We start from the raw sequence: 24,977 nt of genomic DNA, 5'->3' as shown, positions 1-24,977 counted from the left end.
TCCCTAACTTGATTGACGAAGTTAAGAACTCTCGGAACCGACCTGTAAATGGGGCGCGCTATCCGGCCTCGCGAGAAACCGGGTTTCCCTTGAGGCCGCGATAAGCCTCCAGAGCGCGCTCGCGCGCCGCCGAATGCCCCACGATCGGTTCTCCATAGAGACGCCTGGTGGCGGGTTCGAGTTGCGCGGGGGCTTTCCACGGCTCGTGGATCAGGGCGTCGGGCAGGCTGGCCAGTTCGGGAACCCAGCGGCGGACATAGGTCCCCGCCGGATCGAATTTCTGGCCCTGGGCGATGGGGTTGAAGATCCGGAAATAGGGTGCGGCGTCCGCGCCGCTGCCGGCGACCCACTGCCAGTTGCCGACGTTGTTGGCCAGGTCCGCGTCGACCAGCGTGTCCCAGAACCAGGCCTCGCCCGCGCGCCAGTCGATCAGCAGGTGCTTGACCAGGAACGAGGCGACGATCATCCGCACGCGGTTGTGCATGAAGCCGGTGGCCCACAGCTCGCGCAGACCGGCGTCGACGATCGGGTAGCCGGTCTCGCCGCGGCTCCAGGCGTCGAAGGCGGCGTCGTCTCGGCTCCAGGGAAAGCCGTCGAACTCGGGCCGGAAGTTCGCCTGCGGCAGGTCCGGATTGTGGAACAGGATGGAATGATTGAACTCTCGCCAGCCGATCTCGGACAGGAAGGTCTCGACCGGGCCGGCCGGGGCGTCGCCGGCCTCGACAGCGTTGCGGGCGGCGACCCAGACCTGGCGGGGACCGATCTCGCCGAAATGCAGGTGCGGCGACAGGCGGGAGGTGGCCTCGACCCCGGGCAGGTCGCGCTGACGGTCGTAGCGTTCGACAGGGCCGGACAGGAAGTCATTCAGCCGTGCGGTCGCGCCGGCCTCGCTGGGCGTCCACAGGTCGAAGCCCTTGGACCAGTCGGGCTTGGTCGGGTGCAGGTTCCAGCTTTCGAGAGTTTCGGTCAGCGGCCAGGACTCCGGCGCAGGCAGGATCTTCGGGGCGGGCTCGACGTGGACGTGATGAAGCTGTTCCCGCGCGGCGCGCCAGTAAGGGGTGAAGACCTTGTAGGGCTGGCCGGCGCCGTTCTTCACCGTCCAGGGCTCGCTCAGCAGGCCGGCGTTGAAGCTTTCGCAGGCGACGCCTTCCTCCCTCAGCCAGGCCTTGAGGGCGCTGTCGCGGTCGATCGCCGCGGCGTCGTAGAGCCGGTTCCAGACCACGGCCGAGGGCCGAGCCTCGGCGATCATCGCCTCGAGAACCGCGCGCGCCGAACCGCGCCGCAGGATCAGCCGCGCGCCGAGCGCCTCCAGGGAAGCGGCGAGGGCGGCCAGCGACTTGTCCAGCCACCACAGCGAGGCGGCGCCCATCCCCCGCACGCCGGGCGTCTCGTCGAGGACGTAGAGCGGGATCACCGGCCGCCCCGTGGCCGCCGCGGCGGCGAGGGCGGGGTTGTCGATCAGGCGCAGGTCATTGCGCAGCCAGACGATGACAGGGCCGTCCCGATCGATCCGCACGTTGGAGGTTTCCTGAATTGCCAACGAGCGATCAAATGGCTCGCTATTGGCCAAAACTCGGGGCCTATGGAGTGGAAGAAGGGCTAGGCAAAGCCCCTCTAGACAGATTACCTTTGATCATTCTGAACGAGTCACGCTTTTTTAAGCTAGCTCGACTGGAATAGAACAGCCCCGATAACACTAGTTACCGGGGCTGCGTTGAAGGGGGCGGGCGACCTTTTCACTTTCGCCGGTGTGGTCGTTCGTCCCTGCTACCTCGTTGAGGTATGAGTGCCGATATGTCGGATCTCTCAAACAAATCAGCTAAATAGGCTCAAGGCCTACTTCTTCGGTTTCGGAGGGGCCTCGCGAACCGTCGTGCTGGGGTGTCGCGCAGCGTATTGCGGCGTCACGTATTGCCCAGTCACAGCGGAACGGTTGTTCCCACCGGTCGAAGACGGCTTAGTCATCGACTTGGATCCTTGGATTGCGGACCACGCCCCGCACCCTTTGCGACTGACCGCTCCGCTACATGTTGTGCTGCAGCACGTCGTTCAGCCCACATATGGGGCCACAGGCGGTAATGGTTCGTCAACCACTAGAACCCAATCGCGCGCAAGTTTTTTCTTAATAAATCATTAAGTTGGAAAACAATGGAAAAAGAGGTTAACTTTTACAACGACTTAATGGCGAATTCGAAAAGCCGTTGCGGCATCTGACCGCACTTCACCAATAGTTTTCCACAGAATCACTGGGTGCTTTCCAAGGGGGCGTCTAAGCAGCCCGCGTCCTTGTCAGGTTGGATCCGTGTGCCATAACGCCCTTCATGTCCAGACGCGTCATCCTCGTCACCGGCGGCGCCGGGTTCATCGGCTCGAACATCGTGGCTCGGCTTTGCGAGGACGAGAGCCTCGACGTGGTGGTCTGCGACTGGCTGGGCGAGGCCGCGCAGAACAAGTGGAAGAACCTGGCCAAGTCGGCGATCGCCGACTTCGTGGCCCCCGAGGACCTGTTCGACTGGCTGGCCGAGCGCGGCGACGAGGTCGAGCTGGTGATCCACATGGGCGCGGTTTCCTCGACCACCGAGCCGGACGCCGATCTGATCGTGCAGTCCAACTTCGTGCTGTCGCGCGACCTCTGGCGGTGGTGCGCGCAACATCAACGGCGGCTGATTTATGCTTCTTCGGCGGCTACTTACGGCGACGGCCTGCAAGGCTTCGACGGCAAGGACGACATCGAAAGCCTCAAGGCCCTGCGGCCGCTGAACGCCTATGGCTGGTCCAAGGCGCTGTTCGATATCTACGCCGTCCGCGAGGCCGGCCGCGGCCATGCCCCGACCCAGTGGGTGGGGCTGAAGTTCTTCAACGTCTATGGCCCCAACGAGGACCACAAGGGCGGCATGAAGTCGGTGGTCTGCCAGATCTGGCCCAAGGTGGCGGCGGGCGAGGGCGTGCGGCTGTTCAAGTCGCACCACCCCGACTACGAGGACGGCGGCCAGCTGCGCGACTTCGTCTATGTGCGCGACGTGGCCGACGTCGTCGCCTGGCTGGCCAAGAGCCCGCACGTCAACGGGATCTACAACCTGGGTTCCGGCAAGGCCCGCTCGTTCAAGGCCCTGGCCGAGGCCACCTTCCGCGCCGTGGGCCGCGAGCCCGACATCGACTATTTCGACATGCCCGAGGTGCTGCGCGGCAAGTACCAGTATTTCACGCAAGCCGACATGAGCCGCCTGCGCGCCGCCGGCTACAACGCGCCGATGACCTCGCTGGAGGACGGCGTCGAGGACTATGTCTGCGGGTTCCTGAACACGGACGATCCGTATCGGTGACGCCTTTGCGTCCTTCCAAGAGCGGCGGCATGGGCGAGGTCAGACCGCGCGCTCCACATCGGTGTCGGCGAAGTCCTCGCCCTTGAACAGCAGCGGCAGGCCGCGAGACTTGGCCAGGGCGTAGCTGAAGCAGTCGCCGTAGTTCAGGCCGTGGCGGCCGCGGCCAAACCTTGTGAAGGCGTCGCGAGCCGTCGTGAGTTGCGGATCGTCAAAGGGAGCCGTGACGACATTCAGGCCCGTCAGCAGGCCTTCCATTTCCCTGACAACGGCCGAACCGCCGCGCCTCATGCAAACGATAAAGCATTCGAGGCGGGTCGCGGCGGACATGATGACGCCGTCCGATCCGATAATGGCCGCCTTAAGGTCTTCGGCTTCCGGCTCCCGCCAGAGGATCGCCAGAATCGCCGACGTATCGACCACGATCACTTCGGCAGTCCGTCCTCGTCGTATAGGATCTCGTCGGGATCGCGTGGATCCAGGATCGGGAGTGCTGCAACGCGAGCTTGGATCTCCGCGATAAGTGCGAGCTTTTCCTCAGGGGTGCGTGGCTTGGTCATCAGCGGCGGCTGGGTCCGGTCGGCCTCGGCGCGCAGGGCTCGCTCAACAACGTCGTCCAGGCTTTCGCCCGTTTGCTCCGCAACCTGCCGGGCGAGGCGATCCGCTTCGTCCGTGAGAATGTGGCGCGGCATGACCTCAAACCTACACCCGATCAATACCACCTCCAAGCCGAGCCCAGCCGAAGGAGCACGGGCTTCGAGCGGCTGCGCGAGCAATGTCTGCTCGGTGGCGATCAACGGAGAGGAAGGCGCGCAAGCGTCCCGGGCCGTCTCGCGCGACGCGGCGGGTTCGTGTAACCAGGGCCCATGGCCGACCGCTTCAAGGGTTTCAAGCGCTGGATCTTCGCGGGAGCGGTGCTGTTCCTGGCGCTGGTCCTGTCGGCGGCGTTCTACTGGCGCTACGACATCCTGCGCACCACCCTCGATCCCAAGGTTCCGTTCCAGACCTATCAGCCGCCCGCGGCGCCCGACTATGCGCGATCGAACGCCTGGGCCCTGCTGCCCCAGCAGGGTGCGACCAGCCGGGTCGCGGCCGACGTCTTCTTCGTCCATCCCACCAGCTATGACGGCGGCCGGGACTGGAACGCGCCCTTCGACCAGCCCAAGGCGGCGCGCGACCTGGCGCGGGTGATGCTGCCCAACTACGCCGCCCCGTTCGCCCGGGTCGGGCGGGTCTTCGCGCCCCGCTACCGCCAGGCCAGCCTCTACACCTTCCTGACGCTGCGCGACGACGCCCGCGACGCCCGGCGCTTCGCCTATGACGACATCCGCGACGCCTTCCACCGCTATCTGGAGCACGACAACCGCGGGCGGCCGATCGTGCTGGTCGGGGTGGAGCAGGGCGGCATCCTGGCCGAGCGGCTGCTGAACGACGAGATCGCCCCCAACGCCGCGCTGCGAGACCGGTTGGCCGGGGTCTATCTGATCGAGACCGTCGTCCCGGCGGATAAATTTGGGCCGGGATCCGCCGTACCCGCCTGCGCCAGCCGGGCCCAGGCCGGCTGCGTGGTGGCCTGGGCCTCGATGCTCGACGGCGATTTCCAGCAGGCCCAGGAGTTGACCAATCGCTCGCTGGTCTGGAACGCCGGCGGCGAGCTGGTCACCCTGGACGGTCGCCTGCCGCTCTGCGTCAACCCGCTGCTGGGCGCGCGCAGCGACATCCGCGCCCCGGCCCGGCTGAACCTCGGCGCCGCCAACGCCACCGGCCTGGAGTGGGGCGCGCGGCCGGCCCTGCTCAAGCGCCAGGTCTGGGCCCAGTGCCAGAACGGCCTGCTGCACACCGGCCGGCCGAAATCGACCTCGCTGCGCGACAGCGGCTCCTGGACCGACCGCCGCAAGGTGGACGGCTTCAACCTGTTCTGGGCCGACATCGAGGCCGACGCCCTGGCGCGAGTGGCGGCGCTGAAGCGGCGGGGCGCGCAGCCGTAGCCTGCGGCTGGGGACATGCCCATGGGCATGTCCCCAATCAAGTCCGCTCAGCCCGCGTCGTTGAGCGGCGAGGCGGCCTTCCAGTCGAACAGTTCCTGCAAGGTCCGCACCGCCTGGCCGCGCGGCGAGCTCAGGTCCGGGTCGCGGGCCAGGATCAGCCGGGCGTCGTCGGCGGCCACGGCGATCAGGTCGCGGTGGGCCACCGGGTCGGCCAGCCGGTAGGCCGGGAAGCCGCTCTGCTTGAGGCCCAGCGGATCGCCGCCGCCGCGCAGCTCCAGGTCCTTCTCGGCGATCTCGAAGCCGTCGTCGCTGCGCCGCAGGATGTCCAGCCGCTGCTGGGCGGTCTCCGACAAGGGCGGGTCGTAGAGCAGCACGCACGCGCTCTCGCGCGCCCCGCGGCCCACACGTCCGCGCAACTGGTGAAGCTGGGCCAGGCCGAAACGGTCGGCGTGCTCGATGACCATGATGCTGGCGTTGGGCACGTTGACCCCGACCTCGACCACGGTGGTGGCGACCAGGACCGAGACCTTGCCGTCGACGAAATCGGCCATCACCGCGTCCTTCTCGGCGGGGCTCATCTGGCCGTGGACCAGACCGACGCTGGGGCCGATGGCCTGGCGCAGGGCGGCGGCGCGGCGCTCGGCGTCGCGCAGGTCGATTTTTTCGGACTCCGAGACCAGCGGGCAGATCCAGAAGGCCTGGGCCCCGGCCTGGGCGGCGGCCTTGAGCCGCTCTATGATCTCCGGAATGCGTGGGGTGGGCGCGGCGCGGGTGGCGACGGGCGTGCGGCCGGGCGGCTTCTCGTCGATGCGCGAGACGTCCAGGTCGCCGAACACCGTCAGTTCCAGGGTGCGCGGGATCGGCGTGGCCGACATGGCGACCAGGTGCGCGCCCGCACCTTTGTCCTGCAGCCGCTTCCTCTCGTTGACGCCGAACCGGTGCTGCTCGTCGATGATGGTCAGGCCGAGGGCCTTGAACACGACGTCGTCCTGGAACAGGGCGTGGGTGCCGACCGCCACGGCGGCCGAGCCGTCGGCCAGCTTGGCCAGCTTGGACGCCCGGGCCGCGCCCTTGTCGCGGCCGGTCAGCAGGATCACGGCCAGGCCTTGCGCCTCCAGCGGCGGGGCCAGGGTCTCGTAGTGCTGGCGGGCCAGAATCTCGGTGGGGGCCATCAGGGCCGACTGCAGGCCGCTGGACGCCACGTCGGCCATGGCCAGCATGGCCACCACGGTCTTGCCCGAGCCGACGTCGCCCTGGAGCAGACGGCCCATCCGCTCGCCGCTGGCCATGTCGCCACGCACCTCGGACAGGGCGCGGATCTGGGCCCCGGTCAGTCGGAAGGGCAGGGCCCTCTCGACCGCGTCCGACAGCGCGCCCGCGCGGATGACCGGGGCCGCCTGGGCCCGCTTGCCGGCCTTGCGCTGGGCCAGGGCCAGCTGGTGGGCCAGCAGTTCGTCGTAGGCGAGGCGCCGGCGGGCGACCGACATCGGCGACAGGTCGATCTCGGCTTGCGGGCCGTGGACCAGGGCCAGGGCCTCGCGCCAGGCCGGAAAGCCGCTCTTGGCCAGCCAGGCCGGATCCTGCCATTCGGGCAGGGAGGCGGCGCGCTCCAGGGCCTCGTGGGCGAACTTGCGGAAGGTGCGCGAGGGCAGGCCGGCGGTGGCCGGATAGACCGGCTCGATCGGCGGGATCTCGGCGAGCCGCTCGGCCTCCAGCAGGTAGTCGGGATGGGCGACCTGGATCTCGCTGCCGAACCGCTCGACCTTGCCGCTGACCGCCCGCCGCGCCCCGACCGGATGCTGGCGTTCCAGGTGCGGCCCGTGGCCCTTGAACCAGGTCAGGGTGACGAAGCCGTGCTCGTCCCAGGCGCGGACCCGCCAGGGCTGGCCGGGGCGCTGCGGCGGCAGGTGGGCGTCGATGGTGACCAGGAAGGTCTGGACCTGACCGTCGATGGCGCGGTCCGAGGTGGTGGCCGTGCGGCGGATCAGGCCCTGGGGCAGGGTGAACAGCACGTCGCGGACGATCGGCCCCGCCAGGCGCTCGACCAGCGGCGCGACGCGCGGCCCCACGCCCTTCAGCGTGGAGACCGGCGTGAACAGCGGAAAGAGAATCTCGGGGCGCATGCGGGATCACCATAGCGAAGCCCGCGACGGAAGTGGACGCCGCCGTGTTCTCTTTTCGTGCTGATCAGCTATTTCGAAGGAAGCTCGGCCGTAAAAGGCCGAACGGATCCCGGGGTGACGCGCGTGACGTCCCCGGAAACCCGAAGGCGGGCGCTATTCGCCCTTGTTCATGGCCGGATGCAGCGCGGCCAGGATGTCCTGCAGCTCGTCCGAGCGCGAGGCGCCCGAGACGTTCAGGCGGGTGTAGAGATATTCGGCCTTATGCTTCATCGCCGCTTCGGGGAAGCGATTGCCGGCCCCATGCAGATTGTTGGCCTCGCCGGCGTAGACGACGGTTCCGGTGGCGTCCACGAAGACGAAATTGCCAGCGATCGTCGTCCGAGGATCGCGATCCTCGGCCAGCTTGTAACGGTAGACGGCGCCTGATGCGCCTTGCAGATCGATATAGGGTTTCACTGGACCTCGCCTCACAGCACACGGCGTCGGCGGAGAGGAGGTGAGGGGCGCCGGAGGCCAAATTATGACCTTAGGCCGCTCACCTTGCTGAGGAATCGCCGCGTACGTTCTTCCTTAGGCGAACCAAGCACTTCGGCGGAAGGGCCTTGTTCAATTATAACGCCGTCATCCATGAACAGCGTCCGATCGGCCACATCGCGCGCGAAGTCCATCTGGTGGGTGACGATCACCATGGTCCGCTTCTCGGCGGCCAGGTCGCGGATCACCGTCAGCACCTCGCCGACCAGCTCCGGGTCCAGGGCCGAGGTCGGTTCGTCGAACAGGATGACCTGCGGGTCCATGGCCAGGGCTCGGGCGATGGCGCAGCGCTGCTGCTGGCCGCCCGACAGCTCGCGCGGATAGGCGTCGACCCGATGGGCCAGCCCCACCTTGGTCAGCAGGGCCCGGGCCTTGTGGCGGGCGGCGGCGGGCGCTTCGCCGCGCACCACGATCGGGCCCTCGGCGACGTTGTCCAGGGCCGTGCGGTGCGGGAACAGGTTGAAGCTCTGGAACACGAAGCCGACCCGGCCCTTCAGGGCCCGGGCCAGGGGCGGCTTGGCGCCCGCCGTGACGCCCGCCACGGTCAGGGTCCCGCCGTCGATGGCCTCCAGCCCCGCCAGGCAGCGCAGCAGGGTGCTCTTGCCCGAGCCGCTGGGACCGATGACCGCGACCACCTCGCCGGGTGTCACGGTCAGGTCCACGCCGTTCAGCACGGTGGTGTCGCCAAAGCGCTTGACCAGGCCCTTGGCGTCGATGGCGTCTCCCGCGACCTCGGTCATCGGCGGCCCTCCGCCTGGCGTTCCAGCCGGGTCTGACCCAGGGCCAGCAGGCTGGACAGGATCCAGTAGAGGGCGGCGGTCGCCAGGTACATGGCGAAGATCTCGTAGGTGCGGGCGGTGATCAGCTGGGCCTGGCGGAACAGCTCGGGCACCTGGATGGTCGCGGCCAGGGAGGTGTCCTTGACCAGGCTGATGAAGCTGTTGGACAGGGGCGCGACGGCGGTGCGGGCGGCCTGGGGCAGGATCACCCGGCGCAGGGCCTGGCCGCGGCTCATGCCCAGCACGCTGGCCGCCTCCCACTGGCCCTTGTCGACGGCGGCGATGGCGCTGCGCAGGATCTCGCCGGCATAGGCCCCGATATTGATCGAAAAGCCGATCCCGGCGGCCAGCAGCGGCGGCAACTGCACGCCCAGCTGCGGCAGGCCGTAATAGATCAGGAACAGCTGCACCAGCAGCGGCGTGCCCCGGATCGCCGAGACATAGACCGCCGCCGGCCAGCGCAGCAGCGGGCTGCGCGACAGGCGCATCAGGGCCAGGCCGAACCCGATCACCAGCCCCACGCCCATGCCGATCAGGCTGAGCAGCACGGTGTAGACCGCGCCCTTCAGCAGCAGCGGGGCCGACTGGGCGACGAGATCGAGGGCTGGACTCATTAAATCCGCTCATCCCGGCGAAAGCCGGGACCCAAGCCGAGGTTCAGCAAGGAGCCGTCGCGGCGCGATCGTCCCCGCCCGTCTGGACATTCAGCTTGGGTCCCGGCTTTCGCCGGGATGAGCGGTATTTCTATGGTCACTTCGTCACGTCCTGGCCGAACCACTTGTTCGAGATCGCCGCCAGCTGGCCGTTGGCGCGCAGGGCGTCGATGGCCTCGTCGATGGTGACCTTCAGGGCCGGGTCGCGCAGCATGGCCACCCCCATGCCCTGGCTGGCGAAGGGCGGGCCGGAGGCGACGAAGTCGGGCGAGGTCTTGACGAAGTCGGCGGCCACCAGCCGGTCGTTCAGCACCGCGTCGATGCGGCCGGCCTTCAGGTCCTGGTACTTGGTCGGATCGTCGTCATAGGTGCGGACCACGGCGGTGGGGACATTGGTTCGCAGCCAACTCTCGTAGTTGGTGCCCAGGCCCACGCCCACCTTCTTGCCCGCCAGGTCGGCCGGCGTGGCGATCCCCGCCTGGCCCTTGCGGACGATGATCTGGATGCCCGAGACGGTGTAGGGCCGCGAGAAGTCGTACTTGGCCGCCCGTTCCGGCGTGATGGTGATCTGGTTGATCACCACGTCGATGCGTCTGGCCTCCAGCGCCCCCAGCAGGCCGGCGAACGGCGCGGGGTGGAACTCGGCCTTGACCTTCATCTGGGCCGCCAGGGCCTTGGCGAAGTCGACCTCGAAGCCGGTCAGCTGGCCGTCCTTGTCCTGGAAGTTGAACGGCGGATAGGTGCCTTCCAGCCCGATGCGCAGCGTCTTGGTCGCCTCGACCCGCTTGAGGCCGGTCTCGGCGGCGTCGCCGGCCTTGCCGCCACAGCCGGCCAGGACCGTCGCGCCGCTTCCCAGCGCAACAACGGCCAGGGCGATCATCAGGTCACGACGGGCGGGGAATCGCATGCGGGCCTCGGAGGACGAAAACATTCGACGCATTTCTATACGCCTCGCGCGCCGCCGCCAGGGGCAAGCCTCGCCCGCGGGCGTCGCGAGACCCAACCTGACCGAGATTTAACCTGACGCCACGCTTCGGCTCTGGCTTGCTGCGGGCTTAGAGCATCGCGCGGAAAAGTGGACGCCGGTTTTCCGCAAAAGCGATGCGAAAACAAGAACTCTAGTTGTTCTTCGGGGGACTTCCATTGGCTCTGTTCGATCCGGCCGCCGCCACCGCCGCCTATCTGGCCCAACTGCCGCCGCAGGCCCACGCCAAGGCCACGGCCTATACGCAGGGCGGGCACTGGCTGCTGCTGTGGGGCTTCCTGGTCTCGGCCCTGGTGTCGTTCCTGATCGTGCGCTGGGGCGTGCTGGCGGCCCTGCGGCGACGGCTGGAGCGCCGCAAGCCCAGGCCCGTCCTGGTCAGCTTCGTGGTCGGGATCGTCTACCTGCTGATCGACAGCGTCCTGAGCCTGCCCTGGTCGGTCTATGCCGACTGGTGGCGGCAGAAACAGTACGGCCTGACCAGCCAGGCCTTCGCCGGCTGGCTGGGCGAGCAGGCGATCAGCACGGCGATCGGCGCGGTGCTGTTCGGCCTGTTCCTGACGGCGCTGTACGCCCTGATCCGCAAGGCGCCGCGCACCTGGTGGCTGTGGAGCGGCGGGCTGACGGCGGTGTTCATCACGGTGATGATGGTGCTGGCCCCGATCTATATCGAGCCGATCTTCAACCAGTACACGCCCGCGCCGGCCGGGCCGGTGCGCGACCAGGTCGTGGCCATGGCCAAGGCCAACGACATCCCGGCCGACAAGATCTTCGTCTACAACGGCTCCAAGCAGTCCAACGCCTACACCGCCAACGTCTCGGGCCTGTTCGGCTCGGCGCGGGTGGCGATGAGCGACACCATGTTCAAGCAGGGCGCGGACCTGGCCGAGGTGCGCGGCGTGGTCGGCCACGAGATGGGCCACTACGCCCACCACCACGCGCTGTGGATCGCCGGCGGGATGAGCCTGCTGGCCATCGTCGCCTTCTTTCTGGTCGACCGCCTGTTCGCGCCGGTGTCCGCCCTGATGGGCGCCGACGCGGTCAGGGGCCTCGCCGACCCGGCCGGCCTGCCGATCCTGGCGGTGATCCTGGGCCTGCTGGGCCTGCTGGGCCAGCCGGTGACCAACAGCCTGATCCGCATCGCCGAAAGCGACGCCGACCACTACAGCCTGGCGCACTTCAACGAGCCGGACGGCCTGTCCAAGGCCCTGGTCAAGACCATCGAATACCGGGCGGCGACGCCGGGGCGGCTCGAGGAGATCGTGTTCTACGACCATCCGGCGGTGGGCAACCGGATCCGTCGGGCCATGGACTGGAAGGCGGCGCATCCGAAGCCCCTGTAAGGGGGCGGCGAGCGCCTCTAGCAAGGCGACAATGCGCGCGCGGCGACCGTCCGGACGGCCTGGGTGAGATGGTCCAGCAGCCGGGCCGACAGTCTTGTGCGCTGCCAGTAGAGCGAAACAGAGATCCGATGCTGGGGCGAGAGCTCCACGAGGCGGCCGGCGGCGAGGTGCGGCGCGGCCAAGACCATCGGCGTCATCGCCCATCCGAGGCCGGCGAGAGTCATGTCCAGCATGCCCGGCGTCGAGGGCGCCCAGTGTGTCGGCGGAGAGATCTCCACGTCCCAAGCCTCGCGCGCCCAGCGCGCCTGGAGCTGGTCGCGTCGATCAAAGCGCAGGATGGACGCCGTTTGGAGGCTCCGCGCACTGACCCCGCCGCCGAAGAAGCGCGTCACGAACGCGGGGCTGGCGACCGCGGCATAGTCGATGGCGCCGAGCGGATAGGTCTTGCAACCGGAGACTGGCGACGGATCGGCCGTCACGGCCGCGAGCACCTCGCCTGACCGCAAGCGGTCGGCGGTGTGGGCCTCGTCCTCAAGAACCAGGTCCAGCATCGCGCCGGTCTCCGCCGCGAAGATCGCCGCGGCGTCCGGAAACCAGGTGCTGACGCTGTCGGAATTGACCGCCACGCGGACGGTGGAGGGTTCAAGCGCAGGACCGGCCAGGCCAGGCAAGTCGCGGATGACCTCGCTCTCCAGAAGGCGCACCCTTTCGACATGGGCGCAAAGCTTGGCGCCGATTTCCGTGGGCCGGCATGGGACGCCGCGTGTCAGCAGGATTGCGCCAACCCGCTCTTCCAAGCTCTTGACCCGCTGCGACACGGCCGAAGGGGTCACGCCGAGTATTGCGGCCGCCTTGTCGAAACTGCCTTCACGCGCGACGACGGCGACGGCGGCGAGCGACGCATAGTCCAACATTAGTTTGCCTAACGTAAGGTAAGAAAACTGAATTAGCCTACACCGCTCGCGTCGGCCATCAAGCGCGCATGACCCAAGAGCTTCTTCCCGCCTTCACCAAGGGCTTCGTCCTTTGCGCCGGGCTGATCATCGCCATCGGCGCCCAGAACATGTTCGTGCTGCGCCAAGGCCTGAAGCGCGAGCATGTGCTGCCGATCGTGCTCTTCTGCGCGCTCGCGGACGCCACCTTGATCGTGACGGGCGTCTGCGGCCTGGGCGGCGTCCTGGCGCTGGTCCCCGGCCTGACGCTCTTGCTGAGCCTGGGCGGGGCGGCTTTCCTGTGCTGGTACGGGATTTCGGCGCTGCGCCGGGCGGCCAAGCCTTCGGCCCTGGTCGTCGGCCACCAGGCGGGTATGACCTTGGGCGTGGCCCTGGCGGGGACGGCCGCCTTCACCTTCCTGAACCCGCACGTCTACATCGATACGGTCATGCTGATGGGCGCGGTCGGCGCGAGCCTGCCGCCGCCGGAGCGTCCGCTCTTCGTGGCCGGCGCTGTCCTGGCCAGCCTTGTCTGGTTTTCCTCGCTCGGCTTCGGCGCCCGCTTCCTGGCCCTGCTCTTCGCCCGCCCGATGGCCTGGCGCGTCCTCGACATCGCCATCGGCGTCCTGATGCTGGCGCTGGCCGCCAGCCTCGTCCACGGCGCCGTCGCCGTCTAGGCCGAGGGAACCCAATGTCGTTCGCGCCCGCCATCTCGCCGGACATCTTCGCCCTGCGACCGGACTTCACCGCGCTCAGCGTCCATGTCGAGGCTGTCCGCAACACCGAGAGCGACGCCCGAAGCGTCGCCTTGCTGGACGCCGCGTGCGGGTTTCTGGACGCCGCCCCTTGGGCGGAGGCGCATCTGGAGGCCTGGCGAGACGCCTACCGCGCCTTCGGCGCCAAGCCTCAGCGCACGCCCTGTTCGGCGGAAGCTCTGCGCAGGCGCGCGCTCAAGGATGGCCGGCTGCCGACGGTCAACGCGGTCGTCGATCTCTACAACGCCATCAGCCTATGCTTTGCACTTCCCATCGGCGGCGAGGACGCCGACGTTTACGCCGGGGCGCCGTCCTTGATCCGCGCGACCGGCGGGGAACCGTTCGACACCTTCCAGGACGGTCGGCCTCGGACCGAGCCGGTTGATCCTGGCGAAGTGGTTTGGCGCGACGCTCAAGGCGTGACCTGTCGCCGCTGGAACTGGCGGCAAGGCGTTCGAACCCGGATCAGCGCCGACACCACCAGCATGTGGTTCGTTCTGGAACGCCTGGACCCGATGCCGATGGACGCCTTGGCGCAAGCCGGGGCCGAACTCGTGGACGGCCTGAAGGTCTTGAGCCCCGGCGCTCGCGTATCGACGCTAATGCTTGGCGTTGGAACCGCGAGGGGGGGCAACTAGCCCGGAAGCGCCGCTCGCCGCTCGGGCCCGCGACGCGCCGTTCGTTGGCCTGCTGTCGCCAAGCCTACCGCTTCCTCACGAACACCGTTCCCGCCGAGTAGCCCGCGCCGAAGCTGCAGATCAGCCCCGTCTCACCCGCCGCGAAGTCGTCGCTGGCGGAGTGGAAGGCGATGATCGAGCCGGCCGAGCTGGTGTTGGCGTAGGTGTCCAGGATGATCACGTTCTCCCCGGGCGCGGGATCGCGGCCCAGCACTTTGCGACCGATCATCTCGTTCATGTTGATGTTGGCCTGGTGAAGCCACAGGCGCTTGAGCCCGGTCGGATCGACGCCGATGTCGCCGGCGTGGTCGACGATCATCTCGCTGACCATCGGCACCACCTCGCGGAACACCTTGCGGCCCTCCTGGACGAACAGCTTGTCCTTGGCGCCGATCCCTTCCGGGGCCGCGCGGTTCAGGAAGCCGAAGTTGTTGCGGATGTTGTTGGAGAATTGGGTCTTCAGCCGCGTCCCCAGGATCTCCCAACCGCCGGTCGCCTGGTCCTCGGCTTCCAGGATCACGGCGGTGGCCACGTCGCCGAAGATGAAGTGGCTGTCGCGGTCGGTGAAGTTCAGGTGGCCCGAGCAGATCTCGGGGTTGACCATCAGCACGGCCTTGGCGCTGCCGGTGGCGATGAAGTCGGCGGCGGTCTTGATACCGAAGGTGGCCGAGGAGCAGGCGACGTTCATGTCGAAGGCGAAGCCCTCGATCCCCAGGGCCTGCTGGACCTCGATGGCCATGGCCGGATAGGCGCGCTGCATGTTCGAGGCCGCGCAGATCACCGCACCGATCTCCGAGGCCGGCTTGCCCCAGCGTTCGATCGCCTGCCTGGCGGCCTCGACGGCCATCTCGGCCAGGAGCGAGATCTGCTCGTTGGGCCGCTCGGGCAGGATCGGCCGCATGACCTCGGGATCGACGATCCCAGTCTTGTTCATCACGTAGCGGGCCTTGATGCCCGAGGCCTTCTCGATGAATTCGGGCGAGGAGGGGGCCAGCGCCGTGACCTCGCCGGCGGCGATCGCCTCGGCGTTGGCGGCGTTGAAGCGCTCGACATAGGTGTTGAAGGCTTCGACCAGCTCGGTGTTCGAAACGCTGAACGGCGGGGTGTACAGCCCCGTGGCGACGATGACGGCTTTAGGCAAGGCGGCGGTCCCGGTGACGCTGGCGCGCCCCCTCTCTCTGAAAGGTGCGGGCGCGGCTTGGCTCTGTTGTCCGATCCATAGCACGCCCGGCGCGGGCGTCACCTTTCCCCGCGCGGCAGGGATGCCACACCTGGCCGCTTTCGAGACCGGACACGGAACGATTTGGCGCCGCCACAATCGCCACGGACATGTCGGGAACGACACGCAATGGCCGCAAAAGGCCCAGCGAGGGTCCAATCCAGGCCCCAGGGCGCGGCTATCCAGGCCAGGTCGAGGCGCTCCCCCTGCCTCGCCAGTACCAAGGAGTACAACAATGAAGACTCTCATGTCGGCGGCCGTTCTGGCCGCGCCGGTGGTCGCCATGGCGGTCGCCGCCGCTCCCTCCCTGTCTCACGCTCAGGACACCGGGGTCTACGGGACCCTCGGCTATGCCGGGTCCCGCGCCGAAGGCGCCGACACCGGCGCGGTGCAGGGGCGTCTGGGCGCCAAGCTGACCCCGCACTTTGGCGTCGAGGGCGAGCTGTCGGGCGGCGTCAAGGACGACGACATCGACACCAACGGCGTGCGGTCCAACATCGAGCAGACCCATTCGGCCGCCGTCTACGGCGTGGGTTTCCTGCCCGTCACGCCGAAGATCGACCTGATCGGCCGCGTCGGCTACGGCAACACCCAGTTCAAGCAGACCCTGGCCGGGGTCGAGAACAAGTTCGACGCCGACAGCGTCAACTACGGGGTCGGCGCCCAGTACAAGGTCGATGACAAGAACGGCGTGCGCCTGGACTACACGCGCCAGCAGTTCCGTGACAACGACGCGGCCGACGCCAATGTCGTGTCGGTGGGCTACGCCCGGAAGTTCTAGCCACGCCCGGGCCCGAAAACGAAAGAAGCGCGCCTCCTCGCGGGGGCGCGCTTCCTGATTCAGGCTCTGAGAATGCCTAGCTGAACACGGCCGCGGTGTCGGTTTGCCCGGTCTTGGGGTCGGGGCCGTACTTGTTGGGGCCGTTGGTGCCCGGCAAGACGTTGAACACCAGCAGCACCAGGCCGCCGATGAAGGGCAGGAAGGCGATCAGCAGCCACCAGGCCGAGCGGTCGGTATCGTGCAGGCGGCGGAAGCTGACGGCCAGGCTGGGAATGATGATCCCCAGGACGAAGAGGCCGTAGAGGCCGCTCAGCACAAAGCCGATGGGGTTCATGTTCCCGCTGGTTCCACCACCGATCGCGCTGACCAGGATGAAATAGGCGATCTCGACCAGAATGATGAACAGCGTGAACAGCCAGTATTCCGAACGCCGGGCGCGGCCGGTGAAATCGGCGTATTTCTTGAGCGGCTGGAACATCAACGACATGGCAGGCTCCTGTGAAGGCCCCGAAAGGGGCGTGAATCTCGCGGTCAGGCCTGGGCCGGATCGGACGGCGGGCCGCCGCCAGGCGGGTAATAATGATGGTGCACGACGGTCGGATGGCCGTAGCCGGTGCGCCCCTTGGGATCGGGACCGTAGCGGTTCTCGCCCGGCGTGCCGTCCAGCAGGGTGAAGATGAACACCATGAAGCCGCCGAACGGCACGAAGCTCAGCAGCAGCCACCCGCCGGACTTGTCGCTGTCGTGCAGGCGGCGGATGCTGACGGCGAGGTTGGGGATGAACATGGCCAGGCAGAACAGGCCCAGCAGCGCCAGGATCATCGCGGCCGCGGCCCCCAGCTGATCCTCGTCGCCGCCCGTCGCCGCGCTGAACACGACCAGCAGGAGAAACAGGCCGAAGGTCACGAGGGCTTGGAACAGCGTGAACAGCCAGTATTCCGAACGCCGGGCGCGGCCCTCGAACTCGGCATACTTGCGCAAGGCCTCGAACATCATACGGTTAAGCTTCCCCCCGATGGCCGGCGACTGGCCGACTCCGACAACCCGAAGGCGAACCTAGGGTGGGAAGGCGGCCGCCGTAAAGAACAATTGCCAAGATCACTTGGCGACCAGGCGGGGGACCGGTTGGAAGGCTTGACGCCGGTCGACGCGACGCCGACGCTGAAGCGGATCGGGAGGAAGCGTCGCTTTGGACAAGGCGCTGGTCATTCAGCTGGCGGGCTCGGCCGCGGCCGTGGGACTGCTGGTCGCCCTGTCGGCCTGGGCGCGGATCGCGCGGCCGACCCCGCCGCTCGACGCCGAGGCCGCGCGCGCCCTGCTGGCGGTCGAGTTCCCCGACGATCGCGTCGACGTCCTGTGGATCGCCGCCGACGGCGCGGGTCTGGTGGCGCGATCGGGCGAGCGGGCCCTGGTCGCCTGGCGCAAGGGCGACGGCTATGTGGCCCGCGACCTGCCATGGGCGGCGGCGCTGGACGCGAAGTCCGCCAACAAGGTCGTGCGCCTCGAGACCGCCGACGGCGTCGCCCGCCTGGCGCTGAAGGACGGCGAGGCCTGGCCGCCGCCGCGGTTGCTGTCCGGGGAGATCGCGGCGTGAAGGCCTTCGACCCCGTGCAGGCGGCCATTCCGTTCTTCGTGCTGGCGGTGATCCTCGAGATCGTCCTGGCCCGGATGGGCAGGGCCAACGCCCGCTACGAGACCCGGGACACCGCCGTCTCCCTGGCCATGGGCCTGGGCAGCAGCATCGCCGGAACCCTCATGGGCGGCGTGATCTTCGCCGCCAGCCTGTGGGTCTGGGAGCATCGCGTCTTCACGATCCCGATGACCGCCGTCTGGGCCTGGGTGGTGCTCTTCTTCGCCGAGGACCTGACCTACTACGCGTTCCACCGCCTGTCGCACGAGCGGCGGTTCTGGTGGGCCAGCCACGTCAACCACCACACCTCCACCCATTACAACCTGTCGACGGCCCTGCGGCAGACCTGGACGGGCGGGGTCGCCGGGACCTGGCTGCTGTGGCTGCCGCTGTCGTTCCTGGGGTTCCCGCCGGCCATGGTGGCCATTCAGAAGGGGATCAGCCTGGTCTACCAGTTCTGGATCCACACCGAGGCGATCAAGCGCATGCCGCGCTGGTTCGAGGCGGTGTTCAACACCCCGTCGCACCACCGGGTGCACCACGCCCGCAACGCCCGCTACCTGGACGCCAACTATGCTGGCGTCCTGATCATCTGGGACCGGCTGTTCGGCACCTTCATTCCCGAGACCGACGAGGAGCCGGTCCGCTACGGCACGGTCAGGAACCTGCCCAGCTTCAACCTGCTGACCAACGTCTTCCACGAGTGGATCGGCATGGCCAGGGACGTCGCCCGCCATCCCCGCCACGCCCTGGGCTACGTCTTCGGCCCGCCGGGCTGGAGCCACGACGGCTCGCGCGACACCTCCCACACCCTGAAGGCCAAATGGCTTGCGCGGACGGCGCGGAACGGGGTGCAGGGCGGGCCTGGCGGCGAGTCTTGAGTTTTGCTGCTCGGTCGCGTGACCTGAGTCATCAAGTCAAATTAAATCTTCCTGAAATTGTCCCGCCTCTGATTTATCCGGCGTGAATAAACTTCAGGTTATGTTGGCGGTCGATTGGAGCGCAATGCCCACCAAGTCCTGTTGCGACGATTCGCCGCCGAGCGAACGTTAATTCTTCATCGGAAATTTACCGTGATCGCCAAACTGTTGATCGCAGTGTGGCGGTTTCCAAAGATTTGATCGGCCAGGGATCGTGTCGAAGTCTCGATGCGAGGACGGCATGGTCTGGATCGACCGCCCCTATGCAATGGATCACCCGGCCATGAGGCGCGACATGAACATCCTTTCGTCCCTGAAGATCGGAACGCGCCTCTGGGTCGGCTTCGCCCTGGTGCTCAGTCTGGTGGTCGGCCTGTCGGCGATCAGCATCCAGAAGGTCCAGCAGATCAACCAGAACCTGGCGACGGTGAACGACGTCAACAGCAAGGCCCAGCGCTACGCGATCAATTTCCGGGGCAGCGTCCACGACCGGGCGATCGCCCTGCGCGACGTGACCCTGGTCGAGCCCGACGCGATCGGCGCCGAGGAGGCCCTGATCAAGAAGCTGACCGACAAGTACGCGCAGTCGGCCGCCCCGCTGGACGAGATGATGGCTCGGCCCGACGCCACCGACGCCGAGCGGGCGATCGTCGACAGCATCAAGCAGACCGAGGCCCAGACCCTGCCGCTGATCCAGGACGTCATCGCGCGCCAGCGCGCGGGCGACGCGGCGGGCGCACACCAGGTCCTGATGGGCCAAGCCCGCCCGCTGTTCGTGCAGTGGCTCAAGCAGATCAACCAGTTCATCGACCTGAAGGAGGCGGAGAACAAGGCGATCGGCGCCCACACCCGGGCGATCGCCGAGGGCTTCACCTGGCTGACGATCCTGCTGGCGGTCGGCGCCCTGGTGCTGGGCGGGGTGATCGCGCTGTGGTCGGTGCGCTCGGTGCGGCCCCTGGCCGACCTGACCCGCGTGATGAGCCGCCTGGCGGCCGACGATTTCTCGGTCGCGGTGCCCAGCGCCGACCGCAGGGACGAGATCGGCGACGTCGCCCGCGCGGTCCTGGTCTTCAAGGACGGCGGCATCGAACGCGAGCGCCTGCAGGCCCAGGCCGCGGCGTTCCAGACCGAGCTGGACCGCAAGCTCAAGGACATGGAAGCCGCGTTCGAGAGCGCCGGCGAGAGCCAGCAGCGGCTGGTGGCGGCGATGGCCAGCCAGCTGAACCGCCTGGCCGGCGGCGACCTGAAGGCCCGCCTGACCGAAGAGGTCGCCCAGGAATACCGCCAGCTGCGCGACGACTTCAACACGGCCGTTTCCCAGCTTGACCAGAGCATGGGCGTGATCGCCACGGCCGCCAACGGCATCCGCGCCGGGTCGGACGAGCTGACCAGCGCCGCCGACGATCTGGCCCGGCGCAGCGAACAGCAGGCCGCCAGCCTGGAGCGCACCTCCAGCGCGCTGGAGGACATCACCCAGCGGGTCAAGCAGACGGCCGCCGGCTCGCGAAAGGCCTCCACCGCGGTCGAGGCGGCGCGCGGCGAGGCCCAGGGCTCCGGCGAGGTGGTGCGCAACGCCATCTCGGCGATGAGCAAGATCGCCAAGTCCTCGGCCGAGATCACCCAGATCATCGGCGTGATCGACGAGATCGCCTTCCAGACCAACCTTCTGGCCCTGAACGCCGGGGTCGAGGCGGCGCGGGCCGGCGACGCCGGCCGCGGCTTCGCGGTGGTGGCGCAGGAAGTGCGGGCCCTGGCCCAGCGCTCGGCCGAGGCCGCCAAGGAAATCAAGACCCTAATCTCGACCTCCGGCCAGCAGGTGGACGAGGGCGTGGCCCTGGTCGACGAGACCGGCCAGGCGCTGCGCCGCATCGTCGAGCAGGTGGAGACGGTCGAGGCGCTGGTCACCGAGATCAACGACTCCACCCAGGCCCAGGCCACGGGACTTTCGGAAATCAACGCCGCGGTCAACCAGATGGACCAGATGGTGCAGCAGAACGCGGCCATGGTGGAGCAGTCGACCGCCGCCAGCCACGCCCTGAAGGGCGAGGCCGGGCATCTCGGGGCCCTGGTCGCCCGGTTCGAACTGAGCGGGGCCGGCCAGGCCGACCAGGCTCCGACCGCCCTGCGCCGCCCCGGCCGCGCGGCCTGAACGGCGGTCAAACTTATGCTCCCTCTCCCGGCGGGAGAGGGGCGGGGAGAGGGCTTACGGCGTCGGACGGACATAATCCCTCTCCCTCCCATCGCTTCGCGACGGGCCCCTCCCTCTCCCAAGGGAGAGGGTTCGGGGAAACGGACGAGAAAACGCCCTCATCGCTCCCGGCGCGTTTCCCCAATCAATTCAACGTCGCAAATCCACTTATCCTCCGTCTCTCGCGCCGCCGTATGATCAACTCACCTTGAGGCGATGGGGAGGGCGCTAAGGCCTGCGACCTTCGCGGCCTTGGGGGGCGGTCGAGCGGGCACGCTCGTCGGCGGCGGTCTCGTCAGGGGTCGCCAAACCTCATCCATCTGGTGCCGGCCGGGCCTGGAACACAGATACGGCGTTGGGTGAGGGCCGAGGGGCGCGACAGGTCTGCGGTGACGCGGACGTTCCGGGACCGGGCGACGCAAGCCCGGCCCGCCCGTCGGGGGCTTTAGACCGGCGAGGTCCGAACAGGGCCGATCGCCGGACGCTCCCGGATAACGATCGCGCGGAGCGTCGGTCCTGGTCGAAACGGTATTTCTTCAAAAGCTTCCGGGCCTGGCCCGGCGCTCCGCAGCCCTCCCCACACTTCAGCGGCCCGCCGCGTGAGGCGGCGAAACCTTGCCCTCGTGAGGAGACCCCATGCCTCGATCCAGGACTCGCGCCCGTCTCCGGGCCGCCCGATCGCCCGCCCCCGACACCACCGACCCGATGGACGACGACAGCGGCCGCACGCCCGCGCGCATGGACTGTCTTCGGCGCGATATCCGCCGTCGGCTCAAGTTGGCCGCCGCAATACGGGAAGCGCGGGACAGGACGCCTTCGGACGGGGATTAGACCTGGGTGTCGCACCCCATATGAACGGCCAGGCCGAAGCCCGGCGCCGCCAGGGCCGCGGCCACGCTGGCCCCAGCCGCCAGTTGCGTCTTGCGAAGTCTCACCATCCCGAGGTGCAGCCTGGCCGCGACGCGCGGCGGCGCAAGCTAATCCCGCAGCAGCGGCAGGGAGAGCCCCGTGGCCGGACGCGCGGCCAGGATCTCGCGGCGGAAGCGGAACAGCTCGGCCGGGCGGCCGCCGGTGTCGGCGTCCTGGCGGCCCAGGCCCTGGACCAGATCCTCGCGCTCGACCACGCGGCGGAAGTTCTGCTTGTGCAGCGGCACGCCGGCGATGGCCTCGACCGTGCGCTGCAGAGCCGACAGGGTGAACTCGGCCGGCATCAGCTCGAACACCACGGGGCGGTACTTGATCTTGCCGCGCAGGCGAGACAGGCCGGTGGCCAGGATGCGGCGGTGATCCGAGATCATCGGCTCGCCCAACGCCGCCGACAGGGCGGCGGGCTCGGCCGGGTCATGGCCCTCGGCCCTGGCGCGGTCACGGGCCGCCTCGGGGGCCAGGCCGGCCTCGTAGAGCAGCTCGTAGCGTTCCAGCACCCGTTCCTCGTTCCACGGCGCGCCGTCCAGGGCGAAGGCCAGGCGGGCCCGTGAGGCCTTGCCGGGGTCGTCGCCGGCCCATCGGCGCAGGGCGGGGGCGATGGCCTCGTCCAGCAGGGCGGGACGGCCGTGGCGCCAGTCCTCCCAGGGGAAGAAGGCGGACCAGGGGGCCCAGGCGGTGTCGGGCGCCTGGGTCTCGACCGCCGTGGGCGTCAGGCCCAGATAGCCGACCGAGACGATCCGGGCCGCCCCGGCCCCCATCTCGGCGCGCGGCGCGTCGCGGCCCTCGTCGCCGAACGTGTAGAGCTGCTCCACATAGCCCAGCTGGAAGCGCGTCTGCTGGGTGACGAAGGCCCGCAGGCCCAGCTCGAAGGTGCGGTGGCCGGCCGGGTCGAACGGGCCGAACGGCAGGCCGGGCAGGGGACTGGCCACGTCGGTGACGGCGTCGTGCGGCCGGACCGTCAGCACCACGGCCTCGCCGTCGCGAATGGCCACCACCACCGCCGACAGGCCGATGACGACCGATGTCGAGCGAGGGGCGCTCATTCGGTCTCGAACGCCGCACCGGGCGCCGACTCGAAGCCGGCGGCGCGGGACAGCACGTGAAAGCGCTGCACGTAGCGGGCCTGGGCCTCGAACGGCGGCAGGGGCAGGATCTTCAGGTCGTAGCCGGCCGGCGGCGGGCCGAAGATGGCCAGGGACTCCGCGTGCTCGAACCCGGCCAGTTGGGTGGCCTCGAAGAAGGCGCAGGCCCGGTCGGCCTGCTTGATCAGTTTCTTGACCGCCGGCGGGGTCTTCGGCGGCAGGCCGAAGCGGATGTGGATGGCGTCCTCCAGCCGGGCCTCGAAGTCCTTGTAGCTGACGCCCAAGGCCGCCTTGAACGGGCTGATCATGTCGCCGATCACATATTCGCTGGCGTCGTGCAGCAGGGCGGCCAGCCGCCATTTCGGCTCAAGGTCGGGCTTGATGTGGGCGGCGATCTCCTCGACCACCACGCTGTGCTGGGCCACCGAGAAGCCGTGCTCGCCGGTGGTCTGGCCGTTCCAGCGCGCCACCCGGGCCAGGCCGTGGGCGATGTCCTCGATCTCGATGTCCATCGGCGAGGGGTCCAGCAGGTCGAGCCTGCGTCCCGACAGCATGCGCTGCCACGCCCGGGGCGGAGTTTTATGCAGCCCTTTGGCCACGAAATCGTTCCTTACGGTGAAGGTGCAGGCCTGACCCTGTCTGGACTGGCCCATCGATTGACAAAGATCAATGAGGGGCCGGCCTTTGGCTGTGGAAATGCGCCTGAGGCGACACCCTCGCCGTTTGGAAATGCCTGGACCAGGAGATCGATCATGAGCTGGGCGAGAATCATGGCGCCGCTGGCCGGCGCCGCCGCCGACCGGGGCCTTCTGGAGTCGGCCCGGGTGCTGGCCGAGGGGTTCGACGCCGAGCTGGCCTGCGTCCACGCCCCGGCCGACATGGCCGACCTGATGCCGTGGATGGGCGAGGGCTTCATGGGCGGGGTGCAGGTCACGGCCCTGGAGAGCCTGAAGGAAGCCGCCGTCGAGGGCCACCGCGCCGTCGACCGGCTGGTGGCCGAGCTGGGCTACGCCCGCAGCCGGGCGATCAGCCTGGAGTCGCCGGTCTGGGCCGGCCTGGCCATGGAGGGCCGCCTGTCGGACGTGATCGTCTTCGACAGCGCCGCGGCCCGCGGCAAGGGGCCGCTGGCCGAGTCGTTCCAGCAGATGATCGCCGACGAGCAGCGTCCGGTGCTGGTGGCGCGGCCGGGCCTGAAGGTCGGCGGCACGGTCCTGGTGGCCTGGGACGGCGGCAAGGAGGCCAGCCGCGCCATGCGCACGGCCCTGCCGCTGCTGCAGAAGGCCGCCGCCGTCGTGGTGGCCGGCGCGCCGGGCGCCTCGTCGCGAAATTTCGCCCTGGAGCGCCTGGTCGAGTTCCTGGCGGCGCGCGGCGTCGCGGCCACGGCCAAGGTGCTGGACGGCTCGGGCAACGACGCCGCGGCCCTGTTGCTGGGCGCGGCCCGGGAGGTCGGCGCCGAGGTCATGGTGGCCGGCGCCTTCGGCCATCCGCGCCTGCAGGAGTTCATCTTCGGCGGCACCACCCGCAGCCTGCTCAACAGCGACGGCCCTTCGCTGTTTCTGTCTCACTAAGTCATTGTTCAGCAACAAGAAGGAGGACGTAAAAATGTCCCTGTCCCGCATCGTCATGCGTCTGGCCCGCAATCCCGGCACCGAGTTCGCGGGGGGCGACGACCACCGCGGCTACGCCCTGACCGCGCCGCTGACCGAGGACGGCCACCTGGACGCGGACGCCTACGCCAAGGCCAAGGACGAGTGCGTGGTGCGCCGCTTCGCCCCCGACGAGGACGCCGCCGACGGTCGCCTGAACCGCCGCGGCGAGCGCTGGTTCTTCGACTATGACGAGGATGTCGAGCTGGACGACGAGCCGGTGCACCGCCTGGGCCAGCACCGCTTCGCCCTGGGCGAATATGTCACCGTCACCGACGACGAGGGCCGGCCGCTGACCTACAAGGTGATGGAGGTGACGCCGGTTTGAGGGGGAGTCTGTCCTCGATCGACCACCAATCCCATTTCAGCCGTCATTCCGGGCCCTTGTGCCCGGAACCCCTCTGTCCGCCGCAGGTGCGGGAGGGGCGGTTCGCCGGCGAACCGCTTGCGCTTCACGTGCGAGCTGAACCAGGGGTCCCGGGCACGAGTCCCGGGATG

The 24,977-nt window shown here is 68.5% G+C and carries 24 protein-coding genes and 3 pseudogenes; 12 read left to right on the top strand and 15 right to left on the bottom strand.

The genetic code is table 11. The features are described from left to right. Positions 1–58: 58 nt before the first annotated feature. Complete coding sequence (locus tag EV278_RS10015) at positions 59–1,516, bottom strand: deoxyribodipyrimidine photo-lyase (RefSeq protein ID WP_132090143.1); 1,458 nt, start codon at positions 1,514–1,516, stop codon at positions 59–61. A gap of 805 nt (positions 1,517–2,321) precedes the next feature. On the opposite strand from EV278_RS10015, the gene rfaD reads away from it, so the two are divergent. Beyond that, positions 2,322–3,323 (top strand): ADP-glyceromanno-heptose 6-epimerase, encoded by a 1,002-nt coding sequence (gene rfaD, locus EV278_RS10010; protein WP_132090140.1) that lies wholly within the window; start codon positions 2,322–2,324, stop codon positions 3,321–3,323. Between the two features lie 39 nt (positions 3,324–3,362). On the opposite strand, the gene EV278_RS10005 is transcribed toward rfaD, so the two are convergent. Both EV278_RS10005 and EV278_RS10000 read right to left on the bottom strand, forming a co-directional pair. Continuing rightward, complete coding sequence (locus EV278_RS10005; RefSeq protein WP_207905471.1) at positions 3,363–3,749, bottom strand: type II toxin-antitoxin system VapC family toxin; 387 nt, start codon at positions 3,747–3,749, stop codon at positions 3,363–3,365. Next, on the bottom strand, positions 3,746–4,117 hold the full coding sequence (locus tag EV278_RS10000; RefSeq protein WP_132090137.1) for a type II toxin-antitoxin system VapB family antitoxin: 372 nt from the start codon (positions 4,115–4,117) through the stop codon (positions 3,746–3,748). The genes EV278_RS10005 and EV278_RS10000 overlap by 4 nt, the downstream gene beginning before the upstream one ends. A 69-nt stretch (positions 4,118–4,186) precedes the next feature. On the opposite strand from EV278_RS10000, the gene EV278_RS09995 reads away from it, so the two are divergent. Then, positions 4,187–5,308 carry a DUF3089 domain-containing protein gene (locus tag EV278_RS09995; protein ID WP_132090134.1) on the top strand — a complete coding sequence of 374 codons (1,122 nt, stop codon included), beginning with the start codon at positions 4,187–4,189 and terminating at the stop codon, positions 5,306–5,308. Positions 5,309–5,355: 47 nt separating this feature from the next. Here the strand turns inward: EV278_RS09995 and recG are convergent, their stop codons facing one another. From recG to tcyJ, 5 genes are all read right to left on the bottom strand, one after another. Then, positions 5,356–7,431, bottom strand: a complete 2,076-nt coding sequence (gene recG / locus EV278_RS09990; RefSeq protein WP_132090131.1) for an ATP-dependent DNA helicase RecG — start codon at positions 7,429–7,431, stop codon at positions 5,356–5,358. A 153-nt stretch (positions 7,432–7,584) separates the two neighbouring features. Next, positions 7,585–7,887 carry a hypothetical protein gene (locus tag EV278_RS09985; RefSeq protein WP_132090128.1) on the bottom strand — a complete coding sequence of 101 codons (303 nt, stop codon included), beginning with the start codon at positions 7,885–7,887 and terminating at the stop codon, positions 7,585–7,587. 62 nt (positions 7,888–7,949) lie between these two features. After that, entirely contained in the window at positions 7,950–8,705 is a 756-nt protein-coding gene (locus EV278_RS09980; protein ID WP_132090125.1) for an amino acid ABC transporter ATP-binding protein, read from the bottom strand. Then, complete coding sequence (gene tcyL, locus EV278_RS09975; RefSeq protein WP_132090122.1) at positions 8,702–9,358, bottom strand: cystine ABC transporter permease; 657 nt, start codon at positions 9,356–9,358, stop codon at positions 8,702–8,704. Before tcyL ends, EV278_RS09980 begins: the two co-directional genes overlap by 4 nt. Positions 9,359–9,494: 136 nt before the next feature. Beyond that, a complete protein-coding gene (gene tcyJ / locus EV278_RS09970; protein WP_132090119.1) occupies positions 9,495–10,304 on the bottom strand; it encodes a cystine ABC transporter substrate-binding protein in 810 nt (269 codons plus the stop codon). A 236-nt stretch (positions 10,305–10,540) separates the two neighbouring features. On the opposite strand from tcyJ, the gene EV278_RS09965 reads away from it, so the two are divergent. Continuing rightward, positions 10,541–11,722 (top strand): M48 family metallopeptidase, encoded by a 1,182-nt coding sequence (locus EV278_RS09965; RefSeq protein WP_132090116.1) that lies wholly within the window; start codon positions 10,541–10,543, stop codon positions 11,720–11,722. 17 nt (positions 11,723–11,739) lie between these two features. On the opposite strand, the gene EV278_RS09960 is transcribed toward EV278_RS09965, so the two are convergent. Next, entirely contained in the window at positions 11,740–12,636 is an 897-nt protein-coding gene (locus tag EV278_RS09960; RefSeq protein ID WP_132090113.1) for a LysR family transcriptional regulator ArgP, read from the bottom strand. Positions 12,637–12,704: 68 nt separating this feature from the next. Between EV278_RS09960 and EV278_RS09955 the strand changes: the two genes are divergently transcribed. Both EV278_RS09955 and EV278_RS09950 read left to right on the top strand, forming a co-directional pair. Beyond that, positions 12,705–13,331, top strand: coding sequence for a LysE/ArgO family amino acid transporter (locus tag EV278_RS09955; RefSeq protein ID WP_132090109.1), 627 nt, complete (start codon positions 12,705–12,707; stop codon positions 13,329–13,331). Between the two features lie 14 nt (positions 13,332–13,345). Continuing rightward, on the top strand, positions 13,346–14,047 hold the full coding sequence (locus tag EV278_RS09950) for a B3/4 domain-containing protein (protein WP_132090106.1): 702 nt from the start codon (positions 13,346–13,348) through the stop codon (positions 14,045–14,047). A 64-nt stretch (positions 14,048–14,111) separates the two neighbouring features. Here EV278_RS09950 and EV278_RS09945 read toward each other — a convergent pair whose 3' ends face one another. Beyond that, entirely contained in the window at positions 14,112–15,227 is a 1,116-nt protein-coding gene (locus tag EV278_RS09945) for a beta-ketoacyl-ACP synthase III (protein ID WP_132090103.1), read from the bottom strand. A 313-nt stretch (positions 15,228–15,540) separates the two neighbouring features. Here EV278_RS09945 and EV278_RS09940 point away from each other — a divergent pair, with 313 nt between their 5' ends. After that, positions 15,541–16,086, top strand: coding sequence for a porin family protein (locus tag EV278_RS09940; protein WP_132090100.1), 546 nt, complete (start codon positions 15,541–15,543; stop codon positions 16,084–16,086). A gap of 76 nt (positions 16,087–16,162) precedes the next feature. On the opposite strand, the gene EV278_RS09935 is transcribed toward EV278_RS09940, so the two are convergent. Together EV278_RS09935 and EV278_RS09930 are read right to left on the bottom strand one after the other, a co-directional pair. Then, a complete protein-coding gene (locus tag EV278_RS09935; protein WP_132090097.1) occupies positions 16,163–16,573 on the bottom strand; it encodes a DUF805 domain-containing protein in 411 nt (136 codons plus the stop codon). A gap of 44 nt (positions 16,574–16,617) precedes the next feature. Then, positions 16,618–17,079, bottom strand: coding sequence for a DUF805 domain-containing protein (locus EV278_RS09930; protein ID WP_243692148.1), 462 nt, complete (start codon positions 17,077–17,079; stop codon positions 16,618–16,620). Between the two features lie 196 nt (positions 17,080–17,275). Here EV278_RS09930 and EV278_RS09925 point away from each other — a divergent pair, with 196 nt between their 5' ends. From EV278_RS09925 to EV278_RS09915, 3 genes are all read left to right on the top strand, one after another. Next, positions 17,276–17,680 carry a hypothetical protein gene (locus tag EV278_RS09925; RefSeq protein WP_132090091.1) on the top strand — a complete coding sequence of 135 codons (405 nt, stop codon included), beginning with the start codon at positions 17,276–17,278 and terminating at the stop codon, positions 17,678–17,680. After that, entirely contained in the window at positions 17,677–18,597 is a 921-nt protein-coding gene (locus EV278_RS09920; RefSeq protein ID WP_132090088.1) for a sterol desaturase family protein, read from the top strand. The genes EV278_RS09925 and EV278_RS09920 overlap by 4 nt, the downstream gene beginning before the upstream one ends. A gap of 334 nt (positions 18,598–18,931) precedes the next feature. Then, on the top strand, positions 18,932–20,785 hold the full coding sequence (locus tag EV278_RS09915) for a methyl-accepting chemotaxis protein (RefSeq protein WP_165916592.1): 1,854 nt from the start codon (positions 18,932–18,934) through the stop codon (positions 20,783–20,785). A gap of 13 nt (positions 20,786–20,798) precedes the next feature. Here EV278_RS09915 and EV278_RS24365 read toward each other — a convergent pair. The 3 genes and pseudogenes from EV278_RS24365 to EV278_RS09905 all read right to left on the bottom strand — a co-directional run. Next, positions 20,799–20,911, bottom strand: a pseudogene (locus EV278_RS24365) (hypothetical protein); the annotation flags it as partial. Positions 20,912–21,801: 890 nt separating this feature from the next. After that, a pseudogene (locus EV278_RS09910) lies at positions 21,802–22,813 on the bottom strand (NAD regulator). After that, positions 22,791–23,432, bottom strand: coding sequence for an HD family hydrolase (locus EV278_RS09905; protein ID WP_132090080.1), 642 nt, complete (start codon positions 23,430–23,432; stop codon positions 22,791–22,793). Before EV278_RS09905 ends, EV278_RS09910 begins: the two are co-directional and overlap by 23 nt. 153 nt (positions 23,433–23,585) lie before the next feature. Here EV278_RS09905 and EV278_RS09900 point away from each other — a divergent pair, with 153 nt between their 5' ends. From EV278_RS09900 to EV278_RS24360, 3 genes and pseudogenes are all read left to right on the top strand, one after another. Further along, the gene (locus EV278_RS09900; RefSeq protein ID WP_132090078.1) at positions 23,586–24,401 is read left to right on the top strand and encodes a universal stress protein; all 816 of its coding nucleotides are present in this window, start codon (positions 23,586–23,588) and stop codon (positions 24,399–24,401) included. A 34-nt stretch (positions 24,402–24,435) separates the two neighbouring features. After that, positions 24,436–24,807, top strand: a complete 372-nt coding sequence (locus EV278_RS09895) for a hypothetical protein (RefSeq protein ID WP_132090076.1) — start codon at positions 24,436–24,438, stop codon at positions 24,805–24,807. A gap of 53 nt (positions 24,808–24,860) precedes the next feature. Beyond that, positions 24,861–24,956: pseudogene (locus EV278_RS24360) on the top strand (hypothetical protein); the annotation flags it as partial. Positions 24,957–24,977: the final 21 nt, after the last annotated feature.

The organism is Caulobacter sp. BK020, assembly GCF_004342605.1.
Classification (GTDB): Bacteria; Pseudomonadota; Alphaproteobacteria; order Caulobacterales; family Caulobacteraceae; genus Caulobacter.
Note: the sequence above shows the minus strand (reverse complement) of the source record. Positions and strands in the feature narration are given on the sequence as shown.

Bases quoted from the DNA above. Each gene is read 5' to 3' on its own strand.
- rfaD (WP_132090140.1), top strand. From the start codon at position 2,322: ATGTCCAGACGCGTCATCCTCGTCACCGGCGGCGCCGGGTTCATCGGC.
- EV278_RS09995 (WP_132090134.1), top strand. From the start codon at position 4,187: ATGGCCGACCGCTTCAAGGGTTTCAAGCGCTGGATCTTCGCGGGAGCG.
- recG (WP_132090131.1), bottom strand. From the start codon at position 7,431: ATGCGCCCCGAGATTCTCTTTCCGCTGTTCACGCCGGTCTCCACGCTG.
- EV278_RS09980 (WP_132090125.1), bottom strand. From the start codon at position 8,705: ATGACCGAGGTCGCGGGAGACGCCATCGACGCCAAGGGCCTGGTCAAG.
- tcyL (WP_132090122.1), bottom strand. From the start codon at position 9,358: ATGAGTCCAGCCCTCGATCTCGTCGCCCAGTCGGCCCCGCTGCTGCTG.
- tcyJ (WP_132090119.1), bottom strand. From the start codon at position 10,304: ATGCGATTCCCCGCCCGTCGTGACCTGATGATCGCCCTGGCCGTTGTT.
- EV278_RS09960 (WP_132090113.1), bottom strand. From the start codon at position 12,636: ATGTTGGACTATGCGTCGCTCGCCGCCGTCGCCGTCGTCGCGCGTGAA.
- EV278_RS09955 (WP_132090109.1), top strand. From the start codon at position 12,705: ATGACCCAAGAGCTTCTTCCCGCCTTCACCAAGGGCTTCGTCCTTTGC.
- EV278_RS09950 (WP_132090106.1), top strand. From the start codon at position 13,346: ATGTCGTTCGCGCCCGCCATCTCGCCGGACATCTTCGCCCTGCGACCG.
- EV278_RS09940 (WP_132090100.1), top strand. From the start codon at position 15,541: ATGAAGACTCTCATGTCGGCGGCCGTTCTGGCCGCGCCGGTGGTCGCC.
- EV278_RS09935 (WP_132090097.1), bottom strand. From the start codon at position 16,573: ATGTCGTTGATGTTCCAGCCGCTCAAGAAATACGCCGATTTCACCGGC.
- EV278_RS09930 (WP_243692148.1), bottom strand. From the start codon at position 17,079: ATGTTCGAGGCCTTGCGCAAGTATGCCGAGTTCGAGGGCCGCGCCCGG.
- EV278_RS09915 (WP_165916592.1), top strand. From the start codon at position 18,932: ATGAACATCCTTTCGTCCCTGAAGATCGGAACGCGCCTCTGGGTCGGC.
- EV278_RS09900 (WP_132090078.1), top strand. From the start codon at position 23,586: ATGAGCTGGGCGAGAATCATGGCGCCGCTGGCCGGCGCCGCCGCCGAC.
- EV278_RS09895 (WP_132090076.1), top strand. From the start codon at position 24,436: ATGTCCCTGTCCCGCATCGTCATGCGTCTGGCCCGCAATCCCGGCACC.